General features: G+C 67.3%; 22 protein-coding genes and 1 pseudogene. 13 read left to right on the top strand and 10 right to left on the bottom strand.

The window, feature by feature from the left end:
• Window position 1 precedes the first annotated feature (1 nt).
• Together QRO93_RS04705 and QRO93_RS04700 are read right to left on the bottom strand one after the other, a co-directional pair.
• The gene (locus QRO93_RS04705) at window positions 2–496 is read right to left on the bottom strand and encodes a glycine zipper 2TM domain-containing protein (RefSeq protein WP_010486804.1); all 495 of its coding nucleotides are present in this window, start codon (window positions 494–496) and stop codon (window positions 2–4) included.
• 135 nt (window positions 497–631) lie between these two features.
• Entirely contained in the window at window positions 632–1066 is a 435-nt protein-coding gene (locus tag QRO93_RS04700) for a hypothetical protein (RefSeq protein WP_164241210.1), read from the bottom strand.
• Window positions 1067–1146: 80 nt separating this feature from the next.
• Between QRO93_RS04700 and QRO93_RS04695 the strand changes: the two genes are divergently transcribed.
• Window positions 1147–1974, top strand: a complete 828-nt coding sequence (locus QRO93_RS04695) for a ThiF family adenylyltransferase (protein WP_053509648.1) — start codon at window positions 1147–1149, stop codon at window positions 1972–1974.
• 3 nt (window positions 1975–1977) lie between these two features.
• On the opposite strand, the pseudogene QRO93_RS04690 reads toward QRO93_RS04695, so the two are convergent.
• Together QRO93_RS04690 and QRO93_RS04685 are read right to left on the bottom strand one after the other, a co-directional pair.
• Window positions 1978–2748, bottom strand: a pseudogene (locus QRO93_RS04690) (TatD family hydrolase); the annotation flags it as partial.
• Window positions 2745–2960, bottom strand: a complete 216-nt coding sequence (locus QRO93_RS04685; RefSeq protein ID WP_040007412.1) for a DUF6116 family protein — start codon at window positions 2958–2960, stop codon at window positions 2745–2747. The gene QRO93_RS04685 and the pseudogene QRO93_RS04690, both read right to left, overlap by 4 nt.
• A gap of 163 nt (window positions 2961–3123) precedes the next feature.
• Here QRO93_RS04685 and QRO93_RS04680 point away from each other — a divergent pair, with 163 nt between their 5' ends.
• From QRO93_RS04680 to QRO93_RS04630, 11 genes are all read left to right on the top strand, one after another.
• Window positions 3124–3969, top strand: a complete 846-nt coding sequence (locus tag QRO93_RS04680) for a glycine zipper 2TM domain-containing protein (protein WP_180879714.1) — start codon at window positions 3124–3126, stop codon at window positions 3967–3969.
• Between the two features lie 129 nt (window positions 3970–4098).
• Window positions 4099–4641, top strand: a complete 543-nt coding sequence (locus QRO93_RS04675) for a GNAT family N-acetyltransferase (protein WP_053450257.1) — start codon at window positions 4099–4101, stop codon at window positions 4639–4641.
• A gap of 214 nt (window positions 4642–4855) precedes the next feature.
• Window positions 4856–5512 (top strand): glutathione S-transferase family protein, encoded by a 657-nt coding sequence (locus QRO93_RS04670; RefSeq protein ID WP_180879736.1) that lies wholly within the window; start codon window positions 4856–4858, stop codon window positions 5510–5512.
• Between the two features lie 62 nt (window positions 5513–5574).
• Window positions 5575–7854, top strand: a complete 2280-nt coding sequence (locus tag QRO93_RS04665) for a transketolase C-terminal domain-containing protein (protein WP_180879712.1) — start codon at window positions 5575–5577, stop codon at window positions 7852–7854.
• A 3-nt stretch (window positions 7855–7857) separates the two neighbouring features.
• On the top strand, window positions 7858–9801 hold the full coding sequence (asnB, locus tag QRO93_RS04660; protein WP_180879710.1) for an asparagine synthase (glutamine-hydrolyzing): 1944 nt from the start codon (window positions 7858–7860) through the stop codon (window positions 9799–9801).
• A gap of 66 nt (window positions 9802–9867) precedes the next feature.
• A complete protein-coding gene (locus QRO93_RS04655; protein WP_053450254.1) occupies window positions 9868–10428 on the top strand; it encodes an NADPH-dependent FMN reductase in 561 nt (186 codons plus the stop codon).
• 213 nt (window positions 10429–10641) lie between these two features.
• Window positions 10642–12072 carry a replicative DNA helicase gene (locus tag QRO93_RS04650; protein ID WP_005410278.1) on the top strand — a complete coding sequence of 477 codons (1431 nt, stop codon included), beginning with the start codon at window positions 10642–10644 and terminating at the stop codon, window positions 12070–12072.
• A gap of 174 nt (window positions 12073–12246) precedes the next feature.
• Entirely contained in the window at window positions 12247–14490 is a 2244-nt protein-coding gene (locus QRO93_RS04645) for a TonB-dependent receptor (RefSeq protein ID WP_180879708.1), read from the top strand.
• Window positions 14490–16079, top strand: coding sequence for an alkaline phosphatase (locus tag QRO93_RS04640; protein WP_180879706.1), 1590 nt, complete (start codon window positions 14490–14492; stop codon window positions 16077–16079). The genes QRO93_RS04645 and QRO93_RS04640 overlap by 1 nt, the downstream gene beginning before the upstream one ends.
• 167 nt (window positions 16080–16246) lie before the next feature.
• Entirely contained in the window at window positions 16247–16459 is a 213-nt protein-coding gene (locus QRO93_RS04635; RefSeq protein WP_005410275.1) for a hypothetical protein, read from the top strand.
• Window positions 16456–16707 (top strand): hypothetical protein, encoded by a 252-nt coding sequence (locus tag QRO93_RS04630; RefSeq protein ID WP_180879704.1) that lies wholly within the window; start codon window positions 16456–16458, stop codon window positions 16705–16707. Before QRO93_RS04635 ends, QRO93_RS04630 begins: the two co-directional genes overlap by 4 nt.
• Window positions 16708–16769: 62 nt before the next feature.
• On the opposite strand, the gene gstA is transcribed toward QRO93_RS04630, so the two are convergent.
• A complete protein-coding gene (gene gstA, locus QRO93_RS04625; RefSeq protein ID WP_180879702.1) occupies window positions 16770–17372 on the bottom strand; it encodes a glutathione transferase GstA in 603 nt (200 codons plus the stop codon).
• A 122-nt stretch (window positions 17373–17494) separates the two neighbouring features.
• Here gstA and QRO93_RS04620 point away from each other — a divergent pair, with 122 nt between their 5' ends.
• Window positions 17495–18364 (top strand): LysR family transcriptional regulator, encoded by an 870-nt coding sequence (locus tag QRO93_RS04620; RefSeq protein WP_258010991.1) that lies wholly within the window; start codon window positions 17495–17497, stop codon window positions 18362–18364.
• Between the two features lie 72 nt (window positions 18365–18436).
• Here the strand turns inward: QRO93_RS04620 and lpdA are convergent, their stop codons facing one another.
• From lpdA to QRO93_RS04595, 5 genes are all read right to left on the bottom strand, one after another.
• On the bottom strand, window positions 18437–19873 hold the full coding sequence (gene lpdA / locus QRO93_RS04615) for a dihydrolipoyl dehydrogenase (protein ID WP_008264626.1): 1437 nt from the start codon (window positions 19871–19873) through the stop codon (window positions 18437–18439).
• A gap of 63 nt (window positions 19874–19936) precedes the next feature.
• The gene (gene sucB, locus QRO93_RS04610) at window positions 19937–21136 is read right to left on the bottom strand and encodes a dihydrolipoyllysine-residue succinyltransferase (protein ID WP_008265271.1); all 1200 of its coding nucleotides are present in this window, start codon (window positions 21134–21136) and stop codon (window positions 19937–19939) included.
• A 40-nt stretch (window positions 21137–21176) separates the two neighbouring features.
• Window positions 21177–24008, bottom strand: a complete 2832-nt coding sequence (locus QRO93_RS04605) for a 2-oxoglutarate dehydrogenase E1 component (protein WP_006453251.1) — start codon at window positions 24006–24008, stop codon at window positions 21177–21179.
• A gap of 186 nt (window positions 24009–24194) precedes the next feature.
• Window positions 24195–25091, bottom strand: a complete 897-nt coding sequence (locus QRO93_RS04600; protein ID WP_180879698.1) for a GNAT family N-acetyltransferase — start codon at window positions 25089–25091, stop codon at window positions 24195–24197.
• Window positions 25092–25100: 9 nt separating this feature from the next.
• Window positions 25101–26522, bottom strand: coding sequence for a cupin domain-containing protein (locus QRO93_RS04595; protein ID WP_180879696.1), 1422 nt, complete (start codon window positions 26520–26522; stop codon window positions 25101–25103).
• Window positions 26523–26666: the final 144 nt, after the last annotated feature.

Genomic DNA, 26666 nt, shown 5'->3' with positions numbered 1-26666 from the left:
GTCAGCGCAGGATGACCTTGCCGTTGACCACGCGCACGTAGGTGTTCTCGCGGATGCCGCCGAGGTCACGCTGGTTGACCACGATGGTGCGGCCATCGTCCATGCGCACGCTGATGTCGTAGGTGTCGCTGGTGACGTTCTTCTGGATCTGGTTGCCGGCCAGCGCGCCACCCACTGCGCCCGCTGCAGCCGCGATGTTCTTGTTGCCGCGGCTGCCACCGGTGTGGTCGGAGATTTCGTGGCCGGCCACGGCACCGACGATGCCGCCGAGGATCGCGCCGGTGGCGCTGGGCGCGGTGCGGCCGGACTGCACGGTGTTGATGCGGGTGACGATGCCGCAGTCGGCGCAGCGGCCCTGGTTGTAGCCGCCGTTGTTGCCATAGCCGCCATTGTTGTAGCCATTGTTGTAACCACCACCGCCGTAGCCGGGCGAGGTGGCACAGCCAGCCAGGGCGAGGGTAGCGATGGCGCTTGCGGCGATGAGCTGGATCTTCATGGGGCGTCTCCTGGCCGTGAAGGCGGGTGCGTTGGGTGGTGCTGCGTCATGCAGCAGGGTGGACGAATCGTCCCCTTTCGAACGTGAACAAGGCGCCAACCGCGCGTGCATTGCCCGGCTGCAGGATGAATGCGCTCAGCGGAAGTCCTGGTGGCAGGCGCGGCAGTCGGCCTGCAGCGTATCCACCACCTGGGCCAGGGCCGTGCAGTCGCTGGGGGGCGCAGCCAGCGCAGCGTTGAGGTTGCCGCGCAGCCGGCTGGCGTGCTGCTGGAACTGCGCACTGTCCTTCAGCCCAGGAAAAGCCAGGTCCAGGTCGTTGGACAGCAGGCGAATGGCCTGCAGCCGCGGCACGCTGTCGGCCAGGCTGCAGCGGTTCTGCTGCTGGGCCTGCTGCAGCAGCTGCGATTGCCGCTGCATCACCTGCATGAGGCTGTCCGGGAACGGGTCGCGGCGGGCCTGCAGGGCGCGTCCGACCATCACCGTTGCGATCAGGCCGATCAGCAGGCCCAGGCACAGTACGAACAGGTAGCGATGGGCGGTGCTCAGGCGACGGGGCGGGCTGGCGTTCATGGCGGGCTCTCCGGGCGTGCAACGGTGGGTTCGATGCCGGCGCGCTGCAGGCGCCGGCACCTGCACGTTAAAATAGCCCGATGAACGAACAGGTCAAACAACGCTTCGCCGGCATCGAACGGCTGTATGGCGTGGGTGCGCTCGAGCGCCTGCAGGGCAGCCGCGTGGCGGTGGTGGGCATGGGCGGTGTCGGCTCATGGGTGGTGGAGGCGCTGGCCCGTTCGGCGGTCGGCCACCTGACCCTGATCGACGCCGATGACATCTGCGTGTCCAACACCAACCGGCAGCTGCCGGCGATGGAAGGCAACTATGGCCGCAACAAGGCCGAGGCGATGGCCGAGCGCTGCCGCGCGATCAATCCGGACATCGAAGCCGATGCCGTGCAGGCCTTCCTGACCGTCTCCAACATGGCCGAACTGCTGGATCGCGGTTTCGATCTGGTGATCGACGCCTGCGACAGCTTCCGGGTCAAGGTCGAAACCATCGCCTGGTGCCGCCGCCGCAAGCTGCCGCTGCTGACGGTGGGCGCTGCCGGCGGCCGCACCGATCCGACCCTGGTGCGCATCCGTGATGTTTCGCGCACCGAGCACGATGCGATGCTGGCGCTGATCCGCAAGAAGCTGCGCAGCGAATTCAATTTCCCGAAGAATGCAAAGCGCTACTTCGGCGTGCCGGCGGTGTATTCATTGGAAAACGTGAAGTACCCGCAGGCCGATGGCAGCGTGTGCGGCATCCGCCCGAACCTGGGCGCCGATGCGGCACTGAAGCTGGACTGCGGCGCAGGCCTGGGCGCCGCGACGCACATCACCGGCGCGTTCGCCTTCGCCGCGGTCGGCAAGGCGCTGGAAATGCTGCTGGAACCGAAGAAGGTGAAGGCCGAAGTGGTCGAGGCCCATGCCGACGCGTGACGGTAGTGCCGGCAGCGCGAACAACCGCTGCGCATTTCCGGTGGTGGCCTGTGCCACCGCATCCAGTTCCATTCCACGCAACGCCGCCACATGGCGGGCGATGACGGCCAGCCGTGCCGGTTCGTTGCGCTGGCCGCGGATGCCGGCATCAGGCTGGTCCGGCGCATCGGTCTCCAGCAGCAGCTGCTCCAGCGGCATCTGACGGACCAGTCGCTGCAGGCGCTGCGCGCGATCGTAGGTCAGCGGGCCGCCCAGGCCCAGCAGGAAACCCTGCCTGTGCAGCTGCGCGGCCTGTTCCGGGCTGCCGGAAAAGCTGTGCACCACGCCGCGCAGGCCACCGATGCGGCGGATCGCGGCAATCACCGCGTCCACCGCGCGCCGCGCATGCACGATCACCGGAAGATCGAACTCGCGGGCCAGCTCCAGCTGGCCAATGAAATAGGCCTGCTGCGCCTCGGCATCCAGCCCCTCAACGAAGAAATCCAGGCCGCATTCGCCGATCGCGCAGGGGCGTTCGCGTTCGATCCACTCGCGCAGCAGCGGCAGGTGCCCGGGCTGGTGCTCGGCCAGGAACATCGGGTGCAGGCCGTAGGCCGGGTACAGCCCCGGCGCCTGCCGGCAGACCTCGCGCAGCGTTGGCCAGCTGGCGGCGGTCACCGCGGGCACGACCTGCTGGCGCACGCCCGCGGCCTGCGCACGATCGATCACCGCAGCGCGGTCATCGTCGAAGGCGCTGGCGTCCAGATGGCAGTGGCTGTCGACCAGCAGACTCAACGCTGTTCCAGCGGCGGCGGCGGGGTGGCGTTGCGGCTTTTCCAGTTGGCCAGCAGCAGCGTGCCGAAGCCCAGTACCAGCTCGTCGACGAACGGGATCGGGTCGGGAATGAACAAGGTCAGCACGAACAGGCCGGCCGTGAGCTTGAACAGGGTGGGGTAGCGCAGCCGGCGCGCCCATTGCAGTACCGGCAGCAGCATCGCGTTGGCCATGGCGGGAATCCTCGTGGGTAACATGCAAACGCTACCACGGGCCCAGCATTTCCCGATGCTGAATGGGTTACAGCAATGAGCAGGAAATGTGGAGATTCCGTTCAGGCAGCCCATGCTGCAATCTGGCCCGAGAACGTTGCGGATGGTCCGCAAGGAGCAGGTCATGAAAAGCACAACTACAACTGTCCTGGTCGCAGCGGGCGCGCTGCTGGTCGGTGGCATCGCCACCGCCGCCTTCATGAAGAGTGGCGACACGTCGCCCGATTCCATCAGCGCCGGAACCCCCAATGCCGAATCGCGCCTGGCCGATGGCAATGCCATTGACGACGGTGCGCGTGGTGACACGCTAGACCCGTCGGCGCCGCGCGGCCTGGAGTACGCCGACGTGCTGAAGGTCGACCCGATCACCGAGAAGCAGAAGGCCTATGCCACCGTGATCGGTACCGATCCGGTGCGCGAGACCTCCACCACCCAGACCCCGCACGAAGTCTGCCAGGACGTGACCGTGCAGGAGCGCCTGCCGGAGCGTGACGGCAACGTCGGCGGTACCGTGGTCGGCGCGGTGGTTGGTGGCCTGCTCGGCAACCAGGTCGGCGGCGGCAACGGCAAGAAGGCCGCAACCGCGGCCGGCGCGGTGGCCGGTGGCTTCATCGGCAACCAGATCGACAAGCGCCACGTGGGTGGCCGCGTGGTCAACCGCACCGAGCGCCAGTGCCACACCGAGACTGCCACCTCCGAGTCGAGCCGCGTTACCGGTTACAACGTGACCTACCGCAACGAGGACGGCACCACCGGTACCATGCGCATGGCCAGCAAGCCGGGTAACCGCATTGCCATGGGCAACACCGATGTGGTCAAGGGCTACAACGTGACCTATCGCTATGACGGTGCCGAGAAGACCGTGCGCATGGACAACAAGCCGGCCAGCGATCGCCTGCCGGTGGTCGATGGCCAGCTGGTCACGCAGACCGCAGCCGCGGGTGCCACTGCCGCAGCCACGCGCCAGTAAGCCCAGGCGCAACATGCAGTAGCCAACGGGCCGGCGCATGCCGGCCCGTTTCGTTTTTCGGGCCGGAATTCATCCCGTCGGGTCAGGGATCGACCATCATGGTCGCCCTTCCCACGACATGGAGTCGGCATGAGCATCTTCGACCTGCGCCTGGAAACCGAGCGGCTGGTCCTGCGCCCCCTGCTGCGCGAGGACTACGAAGCCTACCTGGCGTTCTGCGCCGACGAGGAAACCATGCGCACCCTGGGCGGCGTGCAGCCGCCTTCTGTGGCCTGGCGCGGCTTCTGCAGCCTGGCCGGCGCCTGGCAGCTGTTCGGCTTCTCGATGTTCAGCGTGATCGAGAAATCGAGCGGCGAATGGATCGGGCGGATGGGGCCCTGGCAACCGCAGGACTGGCCCGGTACCGAAGTTGGCTGGGGCATCCGTCATGCCAGCTGGGGCCGGGGCTATGCGCCGGAAGCGGCAGTTGCGGCGATCGACTGGGCCTTCGATACGCTGGGCTGGGATGAGGTGATCCACACCATTGCCGAGAACAACGACAACTCGCGGGCGGTCGCGCGCAAGCTCGGCAGCACGCTGCTGCGCATGGGGGAGCTGCCGCCGCCGTACAACGACAAGCCGATGCAGATCTGGGGCCAGTCACGCGAGCAGTGGAGGAAGCGCGCGCGCTGAGCGTTGCCTGGTAGTGCCGGCCGCTGGCCGGCAATCGCTTGGATCAAGCTGCATCGAGGATGCCGGCCAGCGGCCGGCACTACCGTCTGCATCGAGGTTGCCGGCCCGCGGCCGGCGCTACCGTGTGGGCATGCTGCACCCGCGCTTGGCAATCACCGGCGCGCTTGCCAGACTGCACGCAGCCGGCCGCCGGCCGGATCCGATGGAGCAGGCGATGGTGGAAGAGCGCGTCCCGTTGACGGTGCATGGCATGTCGGTCTCGGGCAATTGCCACAAGGTACGCCTGCTGCTGGAGCAGCTCGGCAGCCGCTACCGCTGGGTGGAAGTGGACAGTGCCCATGGCCAGACCCACACCCCGGAATTCCTTGCGCTGAACCCGAATGCCAAGGTGCCGCTGATCGTCCGTGACGACGGCCGCGTGCTGACCGAGTCCAACGCGATCCTGTTCTGGCTGGCCGAAGGCACGCCGTACCTGCCCAGTGACGGCTGGGAGCGCGCGCAGGCGTTGAGCTGGATGTTCTTCGAGCAGTACACGCATGAGCCGTGCGTGGCCGTGGCGCGCTTCATCCGTGGCTGGACGGCCGCCGATTCGCCGCGCCGCGCCGAACTGCCGAGGCTGCACGAGCGTGCCGCCACCGCGCTGGCGGTGATGGAGCAGCACCTGCGCCAGGCGCCGTGGTTCACCGGCAGCGAGTACGGCATCGCCGACATCGCGCTGTTCGCCTACACCGACGTGGCCGACGAGGGCGGCATCGGCCTGGCGCCGTTCCCCGAGGTGCGCGCCTGGCTGCAGCGCGTGCGAGGGCAGCCGCGTTTCCTGCCGATGCCGGCGGTGACTGCCGAGGTGCGCGCACGCTTCGACGCCGCGTGAGTTCCACAGGGTAGCGCCGGGCCACGCCCGGCGGAACGCAACAACGACACGGAGGGTGTTCGATGTTTGCTGTGGTTCCAGATCCGATTCCCGCGCGCATGCGCGTGCTCAACCGCGCCGACGTGTGCGACGCCAATTTCCTCGATGCGGTACGTGGCTGGCGCGGTATGCCACGCCAGCGCCCGGCACCGGATGCACCGATCCTCCCTGGCAGCACGCTCACCGCTGCGGCCTTTGCCGAACTGTTCGATTCGCAGCTGGCCAGCCGCCAGCTGGACCTGATGGCACGCGTGCTGCGTGTACAGAACAAGGTCTTCTACACCATCGGTTCCTCCGGCCATGAGGGCAACGCATTGCTGGCACGCGCCAGCCGGCATACCGATCCGGCGTTCCTGCACTATCGTTCCGGCGCCTTCATGGCCGAGCGTTCGCGGCAGGTGCCGGGCATCGATCCGTTGCGTGATGCCGCGCTGTCCTTCGCCGCCAGCGCCGATGATCCGGCCAGCGGCGGGCGCCACAAGGTGTGGGGCAGCAAGCCGTTGTGGGTGCTGCCGCAGACCTCGACGATCGCCTCGCACCTGCCCAAGGCGCTGGGGACCGCGCTGGCCATCGAGAGTGGCAAGCGGCTGGGGCAGCCGCTGCCGATCCCGGCCGACAGCATCGTGCTGTGCTCGTTCGGTGATGCCTCGGCCAACCATGCCACGGCGCAGACCGCGTTCAACACGGCGATGTGGTCGGCCTACCAGAAGCTGCCGGCACCGGTCCTGTTCGTCTGCGAGGACAACGGGCTGGGCATCTCGGTGAAGACGCCGGACGGCTGGATTGCCGAGCGCTTCAGCCGCCAGCCCGGGCTGGATTATTTCTTCGCCGATGGCCTGGATCTGGCGGTCGGCCACGCCCAGGTGCATGCCGCAGTGGAGCACTGCCGGCGTACCCGGCGGCCGACCTTCCTGCACCTGCGCACCACGCGCCTGATGGGCCATGCCGGCACCGATTTTGAAGTGGAATGGCGCGCGTTGCCGGAGCTGTGCGCGGCCGAGGCACAGGACCCGTTGCTGCGCTCGGCGCAGATCGCGATGGAGTCGGGCTGGATGGATGCCGCCGCCATCGAGGTGGCCTACGAGACCATGCGTGCGCGCTGCATGGCCGCCGCCGCCGAGGCCGAAGGCCGCCCGAAGCTGCAGTCGCTGCAGGACGTGATGGCGCCACTGGCGCCGTACACGCCGGCGGCGGTGCTGGCCGAGGCCCGGCGTGAGGTTGCCGACGAAGCGCGCGAGGCGCTTTACGGCGGTGCCGAGGCGCTGCCGGAGCGGCAGGCACCGCGGCATCTGGCGATCCAGATCAACCACTGCCTGCAGGAGCTGCTGGCCAAGTACCCGCAGAGCCTGCTGTTCGGTGAGGACGTAGCGCAGAAGGGCGGGGTGTATACGGTCAGCAAGGACCTGCTGCGCCGGTTCGGCCCGCGCCGGGTGTTCAACACCCTGCTGGACGAGACCATGATCCTGGGCATGGCCCAGGGCCTGGCCAACATGGGCATGCTGCCGATCCCGGAAATCCAGTACCTGGCCTATCTGCACAACGCCATCGACCAGGTGCGCGGCGAAGCCTGCTCGCTGCAGTTCTTCTCCAACGACCAGTTCCGCAACCCGATGCTGGTGCGGGTGGCCGGGCTGGGCTACCAGAAGGGCTTTGGCGGCCATTTTCACAACGACAACTCGATCACCGCGCTGCGCGACATCCCCGGGCTGGTGGTCGGTTGCCCGTCGCGCGGCGACGATGCGGTGATGATGCTGCGCACGCTGGCCGCGCTGGCGCGGGTGGATGGGCGGGTGGCCGTGTTCCTTGAGCCGATCGCGCTGTACATGAGCAAGGACCTGCACGAAGCGGGCGATGGCCAGTGGTTGTTCGACTACCCGGCGCAGGGCCAGGCGCTGGTGCCGGGCGAGGGCCGGGTCTACGCCGCCGACGCCGGGGACCTGGTGGTCTTCACCTATGGCAACGGCGTGCCGATGGCGCTGCGTGCGGCGCGCGCGATCGAGCAGCAGCTGGGCTGGCAGGTGCGGGTGGTCGACCTGCGCTGGCTGGTGCCACTGGATGCCGCCTTCATCGCCACACAGGCCGCCAGTGCCCGGCGGGTGCTGGTGCTGGACGAGGGGCGGCACAGCGGCGGGGTGGGCGAGGGCGTGGTCACCGCGCTGGTCGAGGCCGGCTTCGGCCACCTGCCGCTGCGCCGGGTCTGCGGTGCCGATACCTATACCCCGCTGGCGGGGGCAGCAATGTTCGGGCTTCCAAGCGACAATGCAGTGATTGGCGCCGCCCTTGAACTGGCGCAGGAACCCTGATGCATGTGTGGATTGGCGGGAATGTTGTTGCCGGCGCCGGTGGCGTCGGCCGAGGTGCTGCAGGCGCAGGTGCTGGCCATGGGCGAGGCACTGCACCACCGCGGGCCGGATGATGGTGGCCGCTGGGTCGATGCCGGGGCCGGCATCGCGCTGGCGCACCGCCGCCTGAGCATTCTCGACCTGTCCCCGCTGGGCCACCAGCCGATGGCCTCGGCCGACGGTCGCTATGTGATGGCCTACAACGGCGAGGTCTACAACTTCGCCGCGCTGCGCGCCGAGCTGGAACCGCTGGGCCACGCCTTCCGCGGCCACTCCGACACCGAAGTCCTGCTGGCAGCGATCCTGCAGTGGGGCTTTGAAGACACCCTGCAGCGTTGCAACGGCATGTTCGCGATCGCCCTGTGGGACCGGCAGGAACAGTGCCTGTGGCTGGCCCGCGACCGTGTCGGCAAGAAGCCGCTGTACTACGGCTGGGCCGGCGACACGCTGGTGTTCGGTTCCGAACTGAAGGCGCTGTGGCAGCATCCGGCGTTCGACAACGACATCGACCGCGATGCGCTGACCCTGCTGCTGCGGCTGGACTACATCCCGGCACCGCACAGCATCCACCAGCGCTGCTACAAGCTGATGCCAGGCCGCGTACTGCGCCTGGATGCAGCGACCGTGGCGGCCGGTGCGGCCGCGCACCGCCCGGAGCAGGCGCAACGTCCTTTCTGGGATGCGCGCGCGCGCATGCAGGCGGCGTTGGCGGCGCCGTTCCAGGGTCGTATCGAAGAGGCCGAGGAACAGCTGGATGGCCTGCTTCGCGATGCGGTGGCGCTGCGCATGGTGGCCGACGTTCCGGTAGGCGTGTTCCTGTCCGGCGGCACCGATTCGTCGCTGGTGGCGGCGCTGATGCAGGCCCAGAGCGGGCAGCCGGTGCACAGCTTCAGCATCGGTTTCACCGGTTCGGGCCACGACGAGGCGCCGCTGGCCAGGGAGCTGGCGACGCACCTGGGCTGCGACCACACCGAGTTGTATGTCAGCGGTGCCGACGCGCTGGCGGTGGTGCCGCAGTTGCCGGCGATGTTCGACGAGCCCTTCGCCGATGCCTCGCAGGTGCCGACCGCGCTGGTCGCGCGCCTGGCCCGGCAGGGCGTAACGGTGGCGCTGTCCGGTGACGGCGGCGATGAACTGTTCTTCGGCTACACCCGTTATGTGCGCGCGCTGCGCAACTGGCAGATGCTGGGACGCGTGCCGGGGCCGCTGCGGCGCTGGATGGGAGCGCGTTCGCAGCAGCAGGGCGAGGCCTCGCGTACCGGTGGCCTGGCCGCACTGCTGGCCGAGTCCGGCGCGCGCGGTATCGGCGATGTGTACCGCAACCGCATCTCGCGCTGGCGCGACCCGGCCGCAGCGGTACCGGGGGCGCAGGCGGCGGGCAGCTTCTATGACCTGGCCGACCCGCTGCACGGCGCCGGCACGCCGGCCGACGCGATGATGCTGGCCGATTACGTGACCTACCTGCCGGATGACCTGCTGTGCAAGGTCGACCGCACCTCGATGGCGGTCAGCCTGGAAGCGCGCGCGCCGTTGCTGGACTGGCGCGTGGCCGAGTTCGCGTGGTCGCTGCCGCTGGGCTTCAAGCGCAGTGAAACCACCAGCAAGGTGCTGCTCAAGCGTGTTCTTGGCCGCTACGTGCCGCAGTCGATGGTGCACCGGCCCAAGCGCGGTTTCGGTGCGCCGGTCAGCGATTGGCTGAAGGGCGACCTGCGGCCGTGGGCCGAGGATCTGCTGCAGCCGGCTCGATTGGAACGCGAAGGCGTGCTGTCGGCGGCGGCGGTGCAGCCGCTGTGGCAGCAGTTTCTCGGCGGGCAGCGCAAGTGGCATACCCACCTGTGGAACGTGCTGATGTTCCAGGCCTGGCAGGCGCATTGGCGGCAGGTGCGGGCGGGCGTGACCGGCCGCTGATCTTCACCGGGGCGCACGGGGCCGGCGACTAGGCTGGGCGTCCCGCACCGTGAGGAGTATGTCCCGATGTCCATCCCCACCATCGCCGTGTTCGTCGGCAGCCTGCGCAAGGACTCCTGCAACCGCAAGCTGGCCCATGCGCTGGAGAAGATCGCCGGCCAGCGAGCACGCTTCCAGTACGTGCAGATCGGCGACCTGCCGCTGTATGACCAGGACTTCGATGGACACTATCCGCCGCAGGGCACGCGGCTGAAGGACCAGGTCCGCGCCGCCGACGCGGTGCTGTTCGTGACCCCGGAATACAACCGGTCGGTGCCGGGCGTGCTGAAGAACGCCATCGACATCGGCTCGCGACCGTATGGTGACAGTGCGTTTGCCGGCAAGCCGGCGGCGGTGATCGGCGCCTCCATCGGCCAGATCGGCACCGCCGTGGCCCAGCAGCACCTGCGCAACAGCCTGGCCTTCCTCGACATGCACGTGCTCGGCCAGCCCGAGGCGTTCATCCACTTCAAGGACGGCCTGATCGATGCCGACGGCACGGTCCACAACGAGGGCACGCAGAAATTCCTGCAGGGCTACGTGGACCGGTTCCTGTCGCTGATCGCGGTGCACGTCAAGGGCGATTGACGCCAGCGGCGGTCGCCCCCATCTGCGATAATGGCCTGCTCGGGTGCCGCAATGGCACCCGTCGCAGGCAGCGCGACGCCCCCACGCCAGTCTGGCCAGGCACCGGCGGATATCCCCCGTTTCTCCACGGCTTATCCACAGGCTTGTCCATGGCCGCCGGGGTCGGCGCATGCCTACACTCGTCTGGTCCACTTTTGCAGGAAACACCGCAGCATGTCCGCCCGTTCCGGCTTCCGTTCCAACCGCAGAGAGCGCGGCGATGGTTTTGATCGTGATCGCGATGAATCGCGCATCGATCAGCTGCGGGTACCGCCGCATTCGGTGGAGGCCGAGCAGGCGGTGCTGGGTGGCCTGATGCTGGCGCCGGAGGCGTATGACCGGGTCAACGACCAGCTGACCGAAGGCGATTTCTACCGCCGCGATCACCAGATGATCTACCGCGCGATCCGTGAGCTGTCCGAGCGCGAACGGCCGTTCGACGCGGTCACCCTGGGCGAGTGGTTCGAATCGCAGGGCAAGCTGGAGCTGGTCGGCGACGGCGCCTACCTGATCGAGCTGGCCAGCACTACGCCGTCGGCGGCCAACATCGTGGCCTACGCCGAGATCGTGCGTGACAAGGCGGTGCTGCGGCAGCTGATCCAGGTCGGTACCGACATCGTCAACGACGGTTTCCAGCCCGAGGGCCGTGACAGCAGCGAGCTGTTGGCTTCGGCGGAAAAGAGCGTGTTCGCCATCGCCGAGCAGGGCGCACGTGGCCGTACCGATTTCGTGGCGATGCCCGGCGCCCTGAAGGACGCGTTCGAGGAACTGCGCAACCGCTTCGAGAACGGCGGCAACATCACCGGCCTGCCGACCGGCTACAACGACTTCGATGCGATGACCGCCGGCCTGCAGCCGACCGACCTGATCATCCTCGCCGCGCGCCCGGCCATGGGCAAGACCACCTTCGCGCTGAACATCGCCGAGTACGCGGCGATCAAGTCGAAGAAGGGGGTGGCGGTGTTCTCGATGGAAATGTCGGCCTCGCAGCTGGCGATGCGCTTGATTTCCTCCAACGGCCGCATCAACGCGCAGCGCCTGCGTACCGGCCAGCTGGAAGACGAGGACTGGAGCCGCGTCACCAGTGCGATCAAGATGCTGAAGGAAACCAAGATCTTCATCGACGATACGCCGGGCGTGTCGCCGGAAGTGCTGCGCTCCAAGTGCCGCCGCCTCAAGCGCGAGCACGACCTGGGCCTGGTGGTGATCGACTACCTGCAGCTGATGAGCGTGCCCGGCAACAGCGAAAACCGCGCGACCGAAATTTCGGAAATCTCGCGTTCGCTGAAGGGCCTGGCCAAGGAACTGCACGTGCCGGTGATTGCGCTGTCCCAGCTCAACCGCTCGCTGGAAACGCGTACAGACAAGCGCCCGGTGATGGCCGACCTTCGCGAATCGGGCGCAATCGAGCAGGACGCGGACATGATCGTGTTCATCTACCGCGACGACTACTACAACAAGGAAAACTCGCCGGACAAGGGCCTGGCCGAGATCATCATCGGCAAGCACCGTGGTGGCCCGACCGGCTCGTGCAAGCTGAAGTTCTTCGGCGAGTACACGCGTTTCGACAACCTGGCCCACGACTCGGTCGGTTCGTTCGAATAACCATAGTGCCGGCCGCTGGCCGGCAACCGCCCCACGGCCTGCAGACCATCCGCAACGCCAAACTTCCGTACGTGGCGTGTAAATGACATGTAACGCGCCGCTTCTACGATTCCGCCGCTGCTGCCCTTTCGACGCCGCCCTTCGGCGTCCAGCGTGCCCAAGGAATCCGCCCCCATGCCGTCCCACGCTCCGCTTCGCCGCAACCTGCTGGCCCTGCTGGTCTGTGCTTCGCTGCCGTCGCTGGCCGCTGCTGAAACCGCTCCCGCCACCGACGCGCAGTCGGCCACCACGCTCGATTCGATCTCGGTGATCGGCCGCGGCGAAGCCCGCCAGGTGCAGCGCGTGACCGCCGAGGACATGAAGGTGCTGCCGCCCGGCGCCAATCCGCTGAAGCTGCTCGCGACCAAGCCGGGCGTGCATTTCGAATCGGCCGATGCCACCGGCGCCTACGAATGGTCCACCACCATCAGCCTGCGCGGCTTCAACCAGAATCGCCTCGGCTACACCCTCGATGGCATTCCGCTGGGCAACATGGCCTATGGCAACAGCAACGGCCTGCACATCAGCCGCGCGGTGATCAGCGAGAACCTCGGCGGTGCCGAAGTCTCCACCGGTATCGGCGCGCTGGGTACCCCGTCCACCAGCAACCTCGGTGGCGTGTTCCAGTTCTATTCGATCGATCCGTCCACCGAATATGGCGTGGTGCTGGCGCAGGGCTTCGGCAGCGACAGTGCACGCCGCAGTTATGCGCGCCTGGAGACCGGTGAGCACCAGGGCTTCGCCGCCTACCTGTCCGGCGTGTACTCCGAGGGCGACAAGTGGAAGGGCAAGGGCTCGCAGGAGCTGAAGCAGTTCAACAGCAAGGCGACCTACAACTTCGGCACGGACAGCAAGATCACCGCGTTGTTCAACGTCTCGCGGCGCGTCGAAGCGGACTACCAGGACCTGTCGCTGGAGATGATCGACCGCCTCGGCTGGGACTGGGACAACTACGCGCCGGATTGGGATCGCGCGGTCGCCGCCGCACGTGGCACATTCAGCGGCGGCGTCAACAGCCCGTGGGATGCGTACTACTCCGGCCATGGCCTGCGCAACGATGACCTGTCCAGCATCGCCGGTGATTTCGGCCTGAACGAATCGATGCGGCTGAAGGTCAACGTCTACAACCACAGCAACCGTGGCCAGGGCCACTGGTTCAGCCCGTCCAATCCGTCCAATCCGGGCACCAGCCGCGAGATCCCGATCTCGATCCGCACCACCGAGTACGCGATCGACCGCACTGGCGTGACCTCGGCATTCACCTGGAATGTCGGCGGCCACGAACTCGAAGCCGGCCTCTGGTACGAGGACAACGGCCACAGCGTGCAGCGCAACTTCTACTACATCGACGGCCCGGTCACCGACGACTTCTTCCTGCGCAATCCGGACCAGCGCGTGTGGCACCAGCGCTACACCACCATCACCCGCCAGTTCTACGTGCAGGACCGCTTCCGCCTGTTCGATGACCGCCTGACCATCGACATCGGTGCGAAGTCGCCGCACACCCGCACCAGCGTGCGCACGCCGCTGGGCAGCTATGCCAACAACAGCAGCCTGACCGCAAGGAAGGGCTTCCTGCCGCAGGCCGGCTTCAACTTCAAGCTCAACGAAGGCAACGAGATCTTCGGTTCGTTCGCCAAGAACATCGCGGCCTATGCGCTGGGCGTGGGCAGCCCGTTCAACGTGCCGCAGGCCGCGTTCGATGCCAGCGCGCAGAACCTGAAGCCGGAGCAGTCGCGCACGCTGGAGCTGGGCTGGCGTGGCTACGGCCAGGGCTATGAAGCCTCGGTCGCGGTGTATGACGTGAAGTTCGACAACCGCCTGCTGGCGATCGCCCAATGCGTGGGCATCCTCGGCTGCCCGGCGCTGTTCTCGAACGTGGGTTCGGTGACCAGCCGCGGCGCCGAGGCGACCCTGCAGCTGAAGCCGATGCAGGACCTGGCCTGGTCCAACGCGCTGTCGTGGAATGACAGCACCTACGACAACGACTACGTGAACAACGGCGTGGTGCCGACCCGCGGCAAGAAGACCGTCGACACCCCGGAATGGATGTTCGCCAGCACCCTGGCGTGGACCCCGGGCCCGTGGGACATGCGCCTGTCGGCCAACCATGTCGGCAAGCGCTACGTGACCTACACCAACGATGTGTCGGTGCCGAGCTACTGGCTGGTCAATGCCTCGGTGGCCTATGACTTCGGCACGCTGGGCCCAGCGCAGAACCTGACCGTGGCGTTGAACCTGACGAACCTCACCGACAAGCGCTACCTGTCGTCGATCAACACCAACGGCACCTACGCCGCCGACCCGACCCGCAGCCTGGCGACCATGCAGGTCGGCGCGCCGCGGCAGGTGATGGCCACCGCAACCGTGCGCTTCTGATGCGCGGTCCTGTCGATCCGGAAAGCCGTCGTCGTCTGCTGCGCATGGCGTGGCAGGGCACGGGGGCGGCGATCGCGCTGGCGGCGATGCCGGGGCTGGCCACGGCCGGCCCACGGCCGCGGCTGGGGCGTGATCCGTTCACCCTCGGCATTGCCGCCGGCGATCCGGATCCGCAGGGAGCCGTGTTGTGGACGCGGTTGGCCCCGGACCCGCTCAACGGCGGCGGCATGCCGTCGCGGGCGGTGCCGGTGCGCTGGTTCGTGGCTGAAGACCCGGGCATGCGCCGGCTGGTGCAGCGTGGCGTTGCCGCCGCGGTGCCGGAGCTGGCCCATTCGGTGCACGTGGAGGTCAATGGCCTGCGCCCGGGCCGCGACTATTACTATCGATTCGCCTGCGATGGCGATGAGGAAAGCGCGGTCGGCCACTTCCGCACCGCGCCGCTGCTGGACATGCAACTTCGGCAGCTGCGGCTGGCGCTGTGCACCTGCCAGGCCTGGAACAGTGGCTACTATCCGGTGCTGCGTGACATCGCACAGAGCGATGTCGACCTGGTGCTGCATGCCGGTGACTACCTGTACGAATACAGCCCGCTGCAGAACGCACGCGGGCGCACGCTGGATGCCGAGCGCTTCAGCGGCGAGACGGTCAGCCTGGAGCGCTACCGTGACCAGTACGCGCTGTACAAGCTCGATCCGGATCTGCAGGCTGCGCACGCCGCACACGCGTTCGCGGTGATCTGGGATGACCACGAGGTGCAGAACGATTACTCCGGCATCCACCCGGAAAAGCCCGGCGTGTCGACCGAGGACTTCATCGTGCGCCGTGCGGCGGCCTACCGCGCGTTCTACGAACACCTGCCGATGCGCAGCGCGCCGTCGGGTAATGGTGGCCTGCGCGTGCACCGTCGCCTGCGCTACGGCGATCTGGCACAGCTGACCCTGCTCGACTGCCGCCAGTTCCGCCCGGCCAATCCCTGTGGCGTCGGTGAATCACCACGCTGTGATGCCGCACTGGACCCGCGCATGAGCATGCTCGGTGCAGGCCAGGAAGCGTGGTTCGCGCAGTCGATGGCCGCCGCACGGGGCACGCGCTGGAACGTGGTGGTGCAGCAGCTGCTGATGGCGCAGCTGCGGCTGGACGGCGGCACGCCGCGCGAGCGTTTCTGGAACGACGCCTGGGATGGCTATCCCGCTGCCCGCAAACGCTTGCTGCAGGCGCTGCAGGCAGGCGGGCAGGGCAACGCCATCGTGCTCGGTGGCGACTGGCATTCCACCTTCGTCAACGACCTGAAGCTGGATTTCGACACGGCCGATGTCCCGGTGGTGGCCACCGAGTTCATTGCCCCGGCGATCAGCAGTGGCGGCGACGATACGCCCTATGGCCCGTACTACGGTCCATCAATTCCGCAGAACCCGCATATCCGCTATTTCGATGGTGATCGCCGTGGCTGGTGGAAGCTGCAGCTGAACCGGCAGACCGTGGACGCCGAGCTGCGCTTCGCCGACAGCGTGCTGCGTGCGGATGCGCCGGTACGCACGGCCGCCCGCTTCCAGGTGACCCATGGCCGCCCGGGCGCACTGCCGGTGTGAATCCGTTCGGTAGTGCCGGCCGCTGGCCGGCAACCTCCTGAATCTCCGGTTTCCCCACCACCGGTTTCATCGCCCCCAGCCCGGTTTCGTCGCAAACCGTTTGCGGGCAGCGAGGGTGGGGCGCCATGGTGTCCACAGGCGGCAGGGTGCCGCCCAAGGAGACCGTGATGAAGACCCTGTTTGCGCTCGGTGTGTGGTGCCTGCTGTTCGTGCTGTGCTGGCCGCTGGCGATCCTCGCCCTGATCGCCTGGCCGTTCGTGTGGCTGCTGAGCCTGCCATTCCGCCTGGTCGGCATCACCTTCTCGGCGCTGTTCGCGTTCCTGCGCGCGCTGTTCATGCTGCCGGCACGCCTGCTCGGTGGCGGCCCGGTGGCCGCATGAGGGCGCTGCTGTTGGCCGCGCTGGCGCAGGTCGCGCTGCCCGCACTCGCTACACCGGCGGTGCCGCCGTCGTCTGCCTGGCTCGAGCGCCAGCAGACCGCGGCCGCCGACGAAGCGGATGCCGCAGCGGCGGCGACACCGAAAGCCCGGGAGCGCTGCCGGGTGGTGAAGGAATGGAAGGCCGGCGATACGGTTGTGCAGCACAAGGTCTGCGACGACCCACCGAAGAAGCCGGCTGGAAAGGTGTAGCGCGGAGCCCATGCCCGGCTGCTCTCCAAAACGGCCAGATCACGCAGGGGCGCGGCCTTGCATCATGCCGCCTCGGCACGCAGCGCTGCCTGCACGGCCGGTCGCGCGTTGACCCTGCGGGTGTAGGCCGGCAGCGCCGGCCACGCCGCCAGATCGATGGAGAAGAAGCGGCACCAGCCAAGCACCGTGAACAGATAGGCATCGACCACGCTGAAGCTTGAACCCATCAGGAAATCCTGTTGTGCCAGGGTTTCCTGCAGCAGATCGAAGCGCTTGAAGAGTTTTGCACGGAAGAATGCCTTGGCCTCTTCCGTCAGTGCGGCACTGAACAGCGGTGCCGAACCGGCATGGATTTCGCTGGTGACAAAGTTCAACCACTCCTGCAGTCGTACCCGCTCCCAGCTGCCGACGGGCGGGGCCAGCGCGCATTCGGGTTTCAGGTCGGCCAGGAACTGGACGATCGCCGGGCCTTCGGTCAGCACCTGGCCGTCGTCCAGCTCCAGCGCGGCAACGTATCCCTTGCGGTTGATCGTACGGAAATCGCGGCCATCGGCGGTCTGCCTGGTCGCGTTGTCGACCTTGACCAGTTCGAACGGGAGGCCGAGCTCGCGCAGCACGATATGCGGCGACAGCGAGCAGGTGTAGGGCGCGTAATACAGCTTCATGGACGGTCTCGAGAGGGAAGAGCGGCTGGGACAGCCGATGCAGGGCAGTCTGCTGGCCCGGCGATATCCGGTAAAATCAATCTTCGATTTCCATTCCATAAGCTGGGCTACTGCCTGCCATGATGAATCTTGCCCATTGGCGCCTGCTGGTTGCCGTGGCCGACGAGGGAACCATCTCGCGCGGCGCCGATCGCGTCGGCATCAGCCAATCCGGTGCCAGCCAGGCGCTGGCCCAGTTGGAGGCCTCGCTGGGCTTTGCGGTCTTCGTACGTGAGCGGCGTCAGGTGGAGATCACCGCGCTGGGGCAGCGAGTGCTCGAACACGCACGCAGCATGCTGGGCGGCCTGCAGGCCATCCGCGCGCTGGCCGACGATAGCCGGGGGGTGAGTGGAGTCCGCATCCGCCTGGCCAGCTTTCCTTCGATCATCTCGGGCGTGTTGCCCCCGCTGTTGCGTGATTTCCGACGGCGTCACCCGGGCATCGAGGTGGTGACCGTGGAAGGTACCGACGTGGAGGTCGAGCACTGGCTGGCAGCCGGCATGGTCGATGTCGGGGTGGTGATGAACCCCGCTGCTGATCGAGACCCGCTGGCACTGGGCAGCGATGAGTGGATGGCGGTGCTGCCGCAGGCGCATCCGCTGGGGCGTCGCGCCACCGGGGGCGGGGTGGCGCTGAGCGAGCTGGCGGGCGAACCCTTCATCCTTGCAACGGGCGGCTGTACGGTGAATGGTCAGCGCCTGATGAGTGACGCTGGCCTGGAAATGGCGGACGTACGGGTGACCGTGCGCGACTGGGCCAGTGCCTGCGTACTGGTCCGCGAAGGGCTGGGTGTTTCGCTGGTGCCCGAATCCACGCTGCCTGGGGACCGGCATGGCCTGCGGGTGATGCCGCTACGGCCGCTCATCCAGCGGGTGTTCGGTCTTGTCAGTTCGGATGCCGGAAAGGCATCGCGGGCGACCCAGCTGTTGCTGGACGAGCTGCGCGGCCAATGAAAAACCCCGCCGAGGCGGGGTTTTTTGATTGCTGGAGTGTGCCGGCCAGCGGCCGGCACTGTCAGCGAACGATCAGTTCGCCTTGTGGATGGCGCGCTTGCTGACCGCCATCGCCGCGTCGTGGATCACTTCCGACAGCGACGGGTGGGCGTGGCAGATGCGGGCCAGGTCATCGGCCGAGCCGCTGAACTCCATGGTCAGCACGCCTTCGTGCACCAGCTCGGAGACGTTGGCGCCGACCAGGTGCATGCCGAGGATGCGGTCGGTCTCGGCGTGGGCCAGGATCTTCACGAAACCTGCCGGCTCGATCATCGCCACGGCACGGCCGTTGGCGGCGAACGGGAAGCTGCCGGCCTTGTACGGAATGCCTTCGGCCTTCAGCTGGGCTTCGGTCTTGCCGACCCAGGCCAGTTCCGGCTCGGTGTAGATGACCCACGGAATGGTGTCGAAGTTGACGTGGCCCGGCAGGCCGGCGATCAGCTCAGCCACCGCGATGCCTTCCTCGAAGCCCTTGTGCGCCAGCATCGGGCCGCGCACGCAGTCGCCGACCGCCCACACGCCGTTGACGCCGGTGTGGCAGTGCGCGTCGACTTCGATCTGGCCGCGCTCGTTGATCTTGACGCCGGTGCCTTCAGCCAGCAGGCCCTTGGTGGCGGCGCGACGGCCAACGGCCACCAGCAGCTTGTCCACGGTCAGGGTCTTTTCGCCTTCGCTGTCGGTGTAGGTGACAACGACTTCCTTCTTCTTGCCCTTGCCGGTGATCTCGGTCTTGGAGACCTTGGCACCCAGGCGGATGTCCAGGCCCTGCTTCTTGAATTCCTTGGCAGCGGTCTTGGCCACTTCGGCGTCGGCCACGGCCAGGAACTCCGGCAGAGCTTCCAGGATGGTGACTTCAGCGCCCAGGCGCTTCCACACGCTGCCCAGTTCCAGGCCGATCACGCCGGCGCCGATCACCGCCAGGCGGTTCGGCACTTCGGTGAAGTCCAGGCCGCCGACGTTGTCGACGATGGTCTCGCCGTCGAACTTGGCGAACGGCAGTTCGATCGAATCCGAACCGGCGGCGATGATCACGTTGGTGCCCTTCAGCTCGACGATGGAACCATCATGCTGGGTGACCTTGACCACGTTGCCCGGCTGCAGTTCGCCGAAGCCGTAGTAGGCGGCGACCTTGTTGGCCTTGAACAGCATGCCGATGCCGCCGGTGAACTGCTTGACGATCTTGTCCTTGCGGCCAACCATCGCCTCGACGTCGATCTTGGCATCCTTGAAGCTGATGCCATGGTCGCCAAAGATGTGGCCCATGTTCCAGAACTGGCGCGAGGAATCCAGCAGCGCCTTGGACGGGATGCAGCCCACGCGCAGGCAGGTGCCACCCAGGGCCGGCTTGCCGTCCTTGCCCAGCGCTGCGTCGATGCAGGCGGTCTTCAGGCCCAGCTGTGCCGCGCGGATGGCAGCGTGGTAACCGGCCGGGCCGGCACCGATGACGACGACGTCGAATTGTTCAGCCATTGAATTATTCCTTGATGCATTACCAGAACCCCTCCGCGCGGGCGCGGAGGGGCGGGAGGTGTCTTACAGGCCGAACAGCATGCGGCCCGGGTTTTCCAGCTGGTTCTTGATGTCCACCAGGAACTGCACCGAGTCCTTGCCGTCGATGATGCGGTGGTCGTAGGACAGCGCCAGGTACATCATCGGCGCGATCACGACCTGGCCGTTCTGGGCGATCGGACGCTCCTTGATGGCGTGCATGCCCAGGATGGCGCTCTGCGGCGGGTTGATGATCGGGGTCGACAGCAGCGAACCGAAGGTGCCGCCGTTGGTCACGGTGAAGGTGCCACCCTGCAGTTCTTCCAGGCTCAGCTTGCCGTCACGCGCCTTCTTGGCGTAGTCGGCGATGGTCTTCTCGATGTCGGCGAACGACATGCGCTCGACGTTGCGCAGGACCGGGGTGACCAGGCCCTTCTCGGTCGAGACGGCGATCGAGATGTCCGAGTAGCCGTGGTAGATGATGTCGTCGCCGTCGATCGAGGCGTTGACCAGCGGGAAGCGCTGCAGCGCGTTGGCAGCGGCCTTCACGAAGAAGCTCATGAAGCCCAGCTTGATGCCGTGGGCCTTGACGAACTCGTCCTGCAGTTCCTTGCGCGCCGCCGACACCTTGGACAGGTCGACTTCGTTGAAGGTGGTCAGCATGGCGGTCGAGTTCTTCGACTCCATCAGGCGCTCGGCGATGCGCTTGCGGATGCGGGTCATCGGCACGCGCTCTTCCGGACGTGCGCCACCGGCCTTGCCGGCGCCGCCGTTGCGGGCGAAGTTGACGATGTCTTCCTTGGTCACGGCGCCGCGGCGGCCGGTGCCGTCGACGTCGGCCGGGTTCACGCCTTCAGTGATGGCGGTGAAGCGGGCGCCCGGCGGCAGCGCGTCGGCGGCCGACTTGGCAGCCGGGGCCGGAGCGGCAGCAGCGGCCGGAGCCGCAGCGGCCGGCGCGGCCTCTGCCTTCTTCTCTTCAGCGGCCGGGGCCGGGGCAGCGGCCACGGCGCCTTCTTCGATGATCGCCACGACCTGGCTGGAGGTCACGGTCGAGCCTTCGGCGAACTTGATTTCCTTGAGCACGCCGTCGACCGGCGACGGCACTTCCAGGACGACCTTGTCGGTTTCCAGGTCAAGCAGGTTTTCGTCGCGCTTGACGGCGTCGCCCACCTTCTTGTGCCAGGTGGCGATGGTGCCGTCAGCGACGGATTCGGGCAGTACCGGGGCTTTGACTTCGGTGGCCATTGCGGGAGCTTCCTGGTTTGTCTTCTAAATAGGGGGAGGATTATTCAGCGAACGTGTCGTTGAACGGGTTGACCAGTGCATCGGCGACCAGCTGCTGCTGTTCGCGGACATGGTCAGCCATGTGACCGGCAGCCGGCGAAGCCGAACGTGCGCGACCGGCGTAGTGCAGGTTCTGGCCATCGGCCAGGCAGAACTGCAGGTGGTGGCGGATCTGGTACCACGCACCCTGGTTCTGCGGTTCTTCCTGCGTCCACACCACGTCGGTGGCCTTGCCGTACTTCTTCAGTTCGGCGGCCAGCAGCGCACGCGGGAACGGATACAGCTGCTCCACGCGGATGATCGCCACGTCGTCCTGGCCACGCTTGGTCTGGTCTTCCAGCAGGTCGTAGTAGACCTTGCCCGAGCACAGCACCACGCGCTTGACCTTCTTGGCATCGGCGTTGGCGTCGCCGATCAGGTGCTGGAACTCGCCGTTGGCCAGTTCGTCCAGGGTCGACACGGCCAGCTTGTGGCGCAGCAGCGACTTCGGCGACATCACCACCAGCGGCTTGCGGGTGGTCAGGTGCAGCTGGCGACGCAGCATGTGGAAGGCCTGTGCCGGGGTCGACGGCACCACCACCAGCATGTTCTCCAGCGCGCACAGCTGCAGGAAGCGCTCCAGGCGCGCCGAGCTGTGTTCCGGGCCTTGCCCTTCATAACCATGCGGCAGCAGCAGGGTCAGGCCGGAGATACGGCCCCACTTGGCTTCACCGGCAGCGATGAACTGGTCGATCACCACCTGGGCGCCGTTGGCGAAGTCGCCGAACTGGCCTTCCCAGATGCACAACGTGTTCGGATCGGTGGTGGAGAAGCCGTACTCATAGGCCATCACCGCTTCTTCGCTCAGCAGCGAGTCGATGACGGTGGCCTTTTCCGGAGAATCCACCAGCTGCCGCAGCGGCATGTAGTAGTTGTCGGTCTTCTGGTCGTGCAGGATCGCGTGGCGGTGCGTGAACGTACCGCGGCCGACGTCCTGGCCGACCAGGCGCAGTGCATGGCCTTCGTCGAGCAGGGTGGCGTAGGCCAGGTTCTCGGCAAAGCCCCAGTCGCCCGGGATCTCGCCGGCAGCCATCTTGCGACGGTCGTCGTAGACCTTGGCCACGCGCGAGTGCAGCTGCACTTCGTCCGGCACGGTGTTGATCAGCTTGGCCAGCTCGACCAGCTTGTTCTTCTCGACCTTGGTCGAGACCGGATCGGACAGCTTGCCTTCCAGCAGCTTCGGCCAATCGACGAACAGCGGGCTGCTCGGCGGGGTCTTCTCGACCTTGGCCAGCTCGGTGGTCACTTCACCGGCGTCCAGCTTCTCGCGGTAGGCATCGACCATCGCCTTGCCGGCGCCGGCGGCGATCACGCCCGCCTTTTCCAGCTGCTCGGCGTACATCTCGCGGGTGGTGGCGTGCTTGCGGATCACCTGGTACATCAGCGGCTGGGTGATCGCCGGCTCGTCGGCCTCGTTGTGGCCCCAACGGCGGTAGCACATCAGGTCGATGACCACGTCCTTGGCGAACGTCTGGCGGAACTCGAAGGCCAGCTGTGCGGCAAACACCACCGCTTCCGGATCATCGCCGTTCACGTGCAGCACCGGGGCGGCGATCATCTTCGCCACGTCGGTGGCGTAGCGCGTGGAGCGCGTATCCAGCGGGTTGGAGGTGGTGAAGCCGACCTGGTTGTTGACCACGATGTGCACGGTGCCGCCGACGGCGAAGCCGCGCGCCTGCGACATCTGGAACAGCTCCATGACCACGCCCTGGCCGGAGAAGGCCGCGTCGCCGTGGATCAGGATCGGCATGACCTGCTTGCGCGCGGTGTCCTTGCGGCGCTCCTGGCGCGAACGCACGGAACCGGCCACGACCGGGTCGGCGATTTCCAGGTGCGACGGGTTGAACGCCAGCGCCAGGTGCACCGGGCCGCCGTCGGTGGCGACGTCGGCCGAGAAGCCCATGTGGTACTTCACGTCACCGGCCGAGGCGTGCTCGTCGTGCTCGAACTTGCCTTCGAATTCGTCGAACAGCTTGCGCGGGTTCTTGCCCAGGGTGTTGACCAGCACGTTCAGGCGGCCACGGTGGGCCATGCCGATCACCACGTCCTTGACGCCATCCTTGCCGGCGCTGCGGATGATGGTGTCCATCATCGGGATCAGCGAGTCGCCGCCTTCCAGCGAGAAGCGCTTCTGGCCGACGTACTTGGTGTGCAGGTAGCGTTCCAGGCCTTCGGCCGCGGTCAGGCGCTCCAGGGTGCGGCGCTGGGTGTCAGCGTCCAGCTGGTAGTTGCCACCGGCCGCTTCCAGCTTCTTGTAGATCCACTGGCGCTGCTCGACCTCGGAGATGTGCATGAACTCCGCACCGATCGAGCCGGTGTAGGTCGCCTTCAGGCGCGCCAGCAGGTCGCGCAGCTTCATGCGCGGCTGGCCACCGACGCCGCCGGTGCTGAATTCGCTGTTGAGGTCGCCATCGGACAGGCTGTGGAACGGCAGGCCCAGGTCCGGGGTGTTGACCGGCGTGGTCAGGCCCAGCGGGTCCAGGCGGGCGTCCAGATGGCCGCGCGAGCGGTAGGCGGTGATCAGACGACCGACATTGCGCTCACGCTCGTCGCCCGCACCGTTGCCGGTGCCGGCTTTCAGCGCATCCTTGGCCGCGTCCGCAATGTGGGAGATGACGGCCGAGTGCGGAATGTCACCTGCTTCGCGGCCCTTGAAGCCGTCGAAGTAGGTTTTCCATTTGGGATCGACACTATCCGGGGAGACCAGGTACTGCTCGTACAGGTCCTCGACATAGGAGGCGTTGCCGCCGGCGAGTTGCGAAGATTGCGCAAACTGCTTCAGTTGATTGTCCACGATGGAGGGTGTTGATTCGCTTTGTGGGGTATGGCTTCAGAAGGACCCGGCAGGAAGATGAATAGCCCTGCGCGGGCGCGTTCAAACAGCCAAATTGTACCCCCAACCGGACACGAAGGGGCGCCGCCCGAGGCATCGCAGGTCCACCGGTGCCGCTTCCAGACAGGTTGAGGCAGCCCGCTCCGCTCAGAGGCCGAGCGCGCGAAGTTCGCTGCAATCGCGCGAACGGTCCCAGACACGCTGCAATTGCTGCTCGAACGGCTGCGAACGTGCCGGTAGCGCGATGCCGGCCTCGCCGTCGAGGCGGTGGCCGATCAGACGAAAGTAGAAGTCACCGGCATCGTTGAGCATGCACGCCGAGGCCAGCGCACGGTCGATCGGGTCGGAGACCTCGCGGACCTGGATCACGCTGGGCAGGCGCTGGGCCAGCGCCAGCAGGGGCGCTCCGGCCGAGGCGATCGCTGCCGCATCGTGCACGATCACCCGCAGCTGCTTGTCGTGGCGGGCGGTGACGAAACGGCGCAGGGCGGCCTGCACGGGCGGTGCGTCGAGCAGGCCCGGGTCCAGCTGGCGGCTGTGCAGCCACAGTTGGCGACGGGCGCGATGGACGATGGCGGTGGTGATGTCCACCGCTTCGGCGCGGCTGTCGATGGCGCTGGCCACGCCCAGCCGGCGGCGCATCTGCTGGTGACCGATGCCGGCTTCTTCAAACACATCGCCCTCGGGCAGGAAGCCCTGGCGGGCATAGAACGCCCGGGCCGGCAGCTGGGCGTGCAGATGCAGTTCGGCCAGGCCGAGCCGGCGCCCGGCCTCGACCAGGGCCAGCAGCAGGGCCTCACCCACCCCGTGGCTGCGATGGCTGGCCAGCACCGCCATGCGGCCGATGCGTCCATCCGGGGTCAGCCGGCCGGTGCCGACGGGGTCGCCGTCGGCATCCAGCGCCAGCACATGGGCGCTGACCGGGTCCAGCGCATCGCGTTCCAGCTCGGCGGCGATGCCCTGTTCCTGCACGAACACGCGCTGGCGCACGTCGTGGATCGCGACGTGGGCGTCGGCGTGGCTGACCTGCTGGACCCGGATCATCGCGATGGCTCAGGCGCGGCCGGTCTCGCTGTCGTCTTCCTCGTCGTCCTCGAAGTTGACGATGACTTCGATGCCGTCGTCATGGACGGTCACGGTGTGGACATCGTCGGACACCGCGTCGTCGTCGATCGCGTCCACGCGGTCACGGCCTTCGACCACCTCGCCCAGCACCACGCTGTCCTCGCCGTCGTCCTCGTCTTCGTCTTCGGCGTCATACAGCTCGTTGGGGTCGATCAGCTGGAACACGCCGCCGACCAGCAGCCGCTGGAGCACGGCGCGGCCCTTGTCGGACAGGCCGCGATAGGCCGCGGCGTCGAGCTGCTCGGCACCGGCCAGGCGCTGCGCGTCCTTCACCGGCAGCGCGAAGTCCTGGCCGCTGACGTAGAGGCTGGCACCGCGCTTGGCCCGGCGCCAGGCCAGGCGCGCCCACGGGTGGCGCTGCAGCAGCAGGCCCGACGCCAGGGCCTGGACCACTTCTTCCGCTGCCGGTGCGGCCTGGTGGGCCATCACTTCGCCGGCGGCGCGGTAAGTGGTGATGAAGCGGCCGAACCAGTCGCCCAGCTTGTCCGGGTCGTTCATGCGGATCGCATTGAGGGCGGTGATCACCCGCGCCATCGCCACCGTGTCGATCTCGTTCGGGTCGGCCGGCACCTTCAGGTCGGCATCCTGGTAGCGGATGTTCTCGTCGGCATCGGCGATCAGGGTATCCAGGTAGTCGCTGATCAGCTCGGCCGAGGACGGCGCGCGCATGCCGAACGAGAAGGTCAGGCAGGGGTCTTCAGCCACGCCGTGGTGCGGCACGTTCGGCGGCAGGTACAGCATGTCGCCCGGTGCCAGCACCCAGTCGTGGGTCGGCTTGAACACCTTCAGCAGCTTCAGTTCCACGTCCGGGCGGAAGCCCAGCGGCGGCTGCTTGCCCTTGATCGATTCGCTGGCGTCGATCTGCCAGCGGCGGTGGCCATGGGCCTGCAGCAGGAACACGTCGTACTGGTCGACGTGGGCGCCGACCGAGCCACCGGTGGCGGCGAAGCTGATCATCACGTCATCCATGCGCCAGCGCGGCAGGAAGCTGAAGTGCTCGATCAGGGCACGCACGTCCTTGTCCCACTTGTCCACGTCCTGTACCAGCAGGGTCCAGTCGTGGTCGGGCAGGGCGGGGAAGATGTCTTCCTGGAACGGGCCGGTGCGCACGCGCCAGCCATCCTGGGCCTTGTCATGTTCGATCAGGCGCGCCAGCACGCCTTCCTCGCAGGCCAGGCCCGCTAGGTCTTCCGGTTGCACCGGGGTCTGAAAATCCGGGAAGGCGTTGCGGATCAGCAACGGGCGCTTCTGCCAGAAATCGCGCAGGAAGACGGCCGGGGCCATGCCCAGCGGCTGGCCGGGACGAGCGGTGACTTCGATCAGGGGGGCGGAGGACTTGCGGGCGGCCATGGGGAATCCTTGCAGCGGAAAACGGGAGGGCGGCACGGCGGGCCGCCTGAGGCCTCCATTGTCCGCCGTTCGCTGGGATTGCGCACGTGCGCGGGTTTGTCGCGGGGGTTCCGGCCAACGGCGGAGCCCCTCGTGGCGGGGTGG

The organism is Stenotrophomonas maltophilia group sp. Smal17 (assembly GCF_030237045.1).
In the GTDB taxonomy this organism is placed as follows: Bacteria; Pseudomonadota; Gammaproteobacteria; order Xanthomonadales; family Xanthomonadaceae; genus Stenotrophomonas; species Stenotrophomonas forensis.
The sequence above is the reverse complement of the archived record's forward strand: the minus strand, read 5'-3'. Positions and strand labels throughout refer to the sequence as shown.

Coding starts and splice junctions, on each gene's coding strand:
- QRO93_RS04595 (WP_180879696.1), bottom strand. CDS start 26,522: ATGGCCGCCCGCAAGTCCTCCGCCCCCCTGATCGAAGTCACCGCTCGT.
- QRO93_RS04600 (WP_180879698.1), bottom strand. CDS start 25,091: ATGATCCGGGTCCAGCAGGTCAGCCACGCCGACGCCCACGTCGCGATC.
- QRO93_RS04640 (WP_180879706.1), top strand. CDS start 14,490: ATGCGCGGTCCTGTCGATCCGGAAAGCCGTCGTCGTCTGCTGCGCATG.
- gstA (WP_180879702.1), bottom strand. CDS start 17,372: ATGAAGCTGTATTACGCGCCCTACACCTGCTCGCTGTCGCCGCATATC.
- QRO93_RS04680 (WP_180879714.1), top strand. CDS start 3,124: ATGAAAAGCACAACTACAACTGTCCTGGTCGCAGCGGGCGCGCTGCTG.
- QRO93_RS04685 (WP_040007412.1), bottom strand. CDS start 2,960: ATGGCCAACGCGATGCTGCTGCCGGTACTGCAATGGGCGCGCCGGCTG.
- QRO93_RS04695 (WP_053509648.1), top strand. CDS start 1,147: ATGAACGAACAGGTCAAACAACGCTTCGCCGGCATCGAACGGCTGTAT.
- QRO93_RS04645 (WP_180879708.1), top strand. CDS start 12,247: ATGCCGTCCCACGCTCCGCTTCGCCGCAACCTGCTGGCCCTGCTGGTC.
- lpdA (WP_008264626.1), bottom strand. CDS start 19,873: ATGGCTGAACAATTCGACGTCGTCGTCATCGGTGCCGGCCCGGCCGGT.
- QRO93_RS04700 (WP_164241210.1), bottom strand. CDS start 1,066: ATGAACGCCAGCCCGCCCCGTCGCCTGAGCACCGCCCATCGCTACCTG.
- QRO93_RS04705 (WP_010486804.1), bottom strand. CDS start 496: ATGAAGATCCAGCTCATCGCCGCAAGCGCCATCGCTACCCTCGCCCTG.
- QRO93_RS04655 (WP_053450254.1), top strand. CDS start 9,868: ATGTCCATCCCCACCATCGCCGTGTTCGTCGGCAGCCTGCGCAAGGAC.
- QRO93_RS04630 (WP_180879704.1), top strand. CDS start 16,456: ATGAGGGCGCTGCTGTTGGCCGCGCTGGCGCAGGTCGCGCTGCCCGCA.
- QRO93_RS04650 (WP_005410278.1), top strand. CDS start 10,642: ATGTCCGCCCGTTCCGGCTTCCGTTCCAACCGCAGAGAGCGCGGCGAT.
- QRO93_RS04675 (WP_053450257.1), top strand. CDS start 4,099: ATGAGCATCTTCGACCTGCGCCTGGAAACCGAGCGGCTGGTCCTGCGC.
- sucB (WP_008265271.1), bottom strand. CDS start 21,136: ATGGCCACCGAAGTCAAAGCCCCGGTACTGCCCGAATCCGTCGCTGAC.
- QRO93_RS04670 (WP_180879736.1), top strand. CDS start 4,856: ATGGTGGAAGAGCGCGTCCCGTTGACGGTGCATGGCATGTCGGTCTCG.
- QRO93_RS04665 (WP_180879712.1), top strand. CDS start 5,575: ATGTTTGCTGTGGTTCCAGATCCGATTCCCGCGCGCATGCGCGTGCTC.
- asnB (WP_180879710.1), top strand. CDS start 7,858: ATGTGTGGATTGGCGGGAATGTTGTTGCCGGCGCCGGTGGCGTCGGCC.
- QRO93_RS04620 (WP_258010991.1), top strand. CDS start 17,495: ATGAATCTTGCCCATTGGCGCCTGCTGGTTGCCGTGGCCGACGAGGGA.
- QRO93_RS04635 (WP_005410275.1), top strand. CDS start 16,247: ATGAAGACCCTGTTTGCGCTCGGTGTGTGGTGCCTGCTGTTCGTGCTG.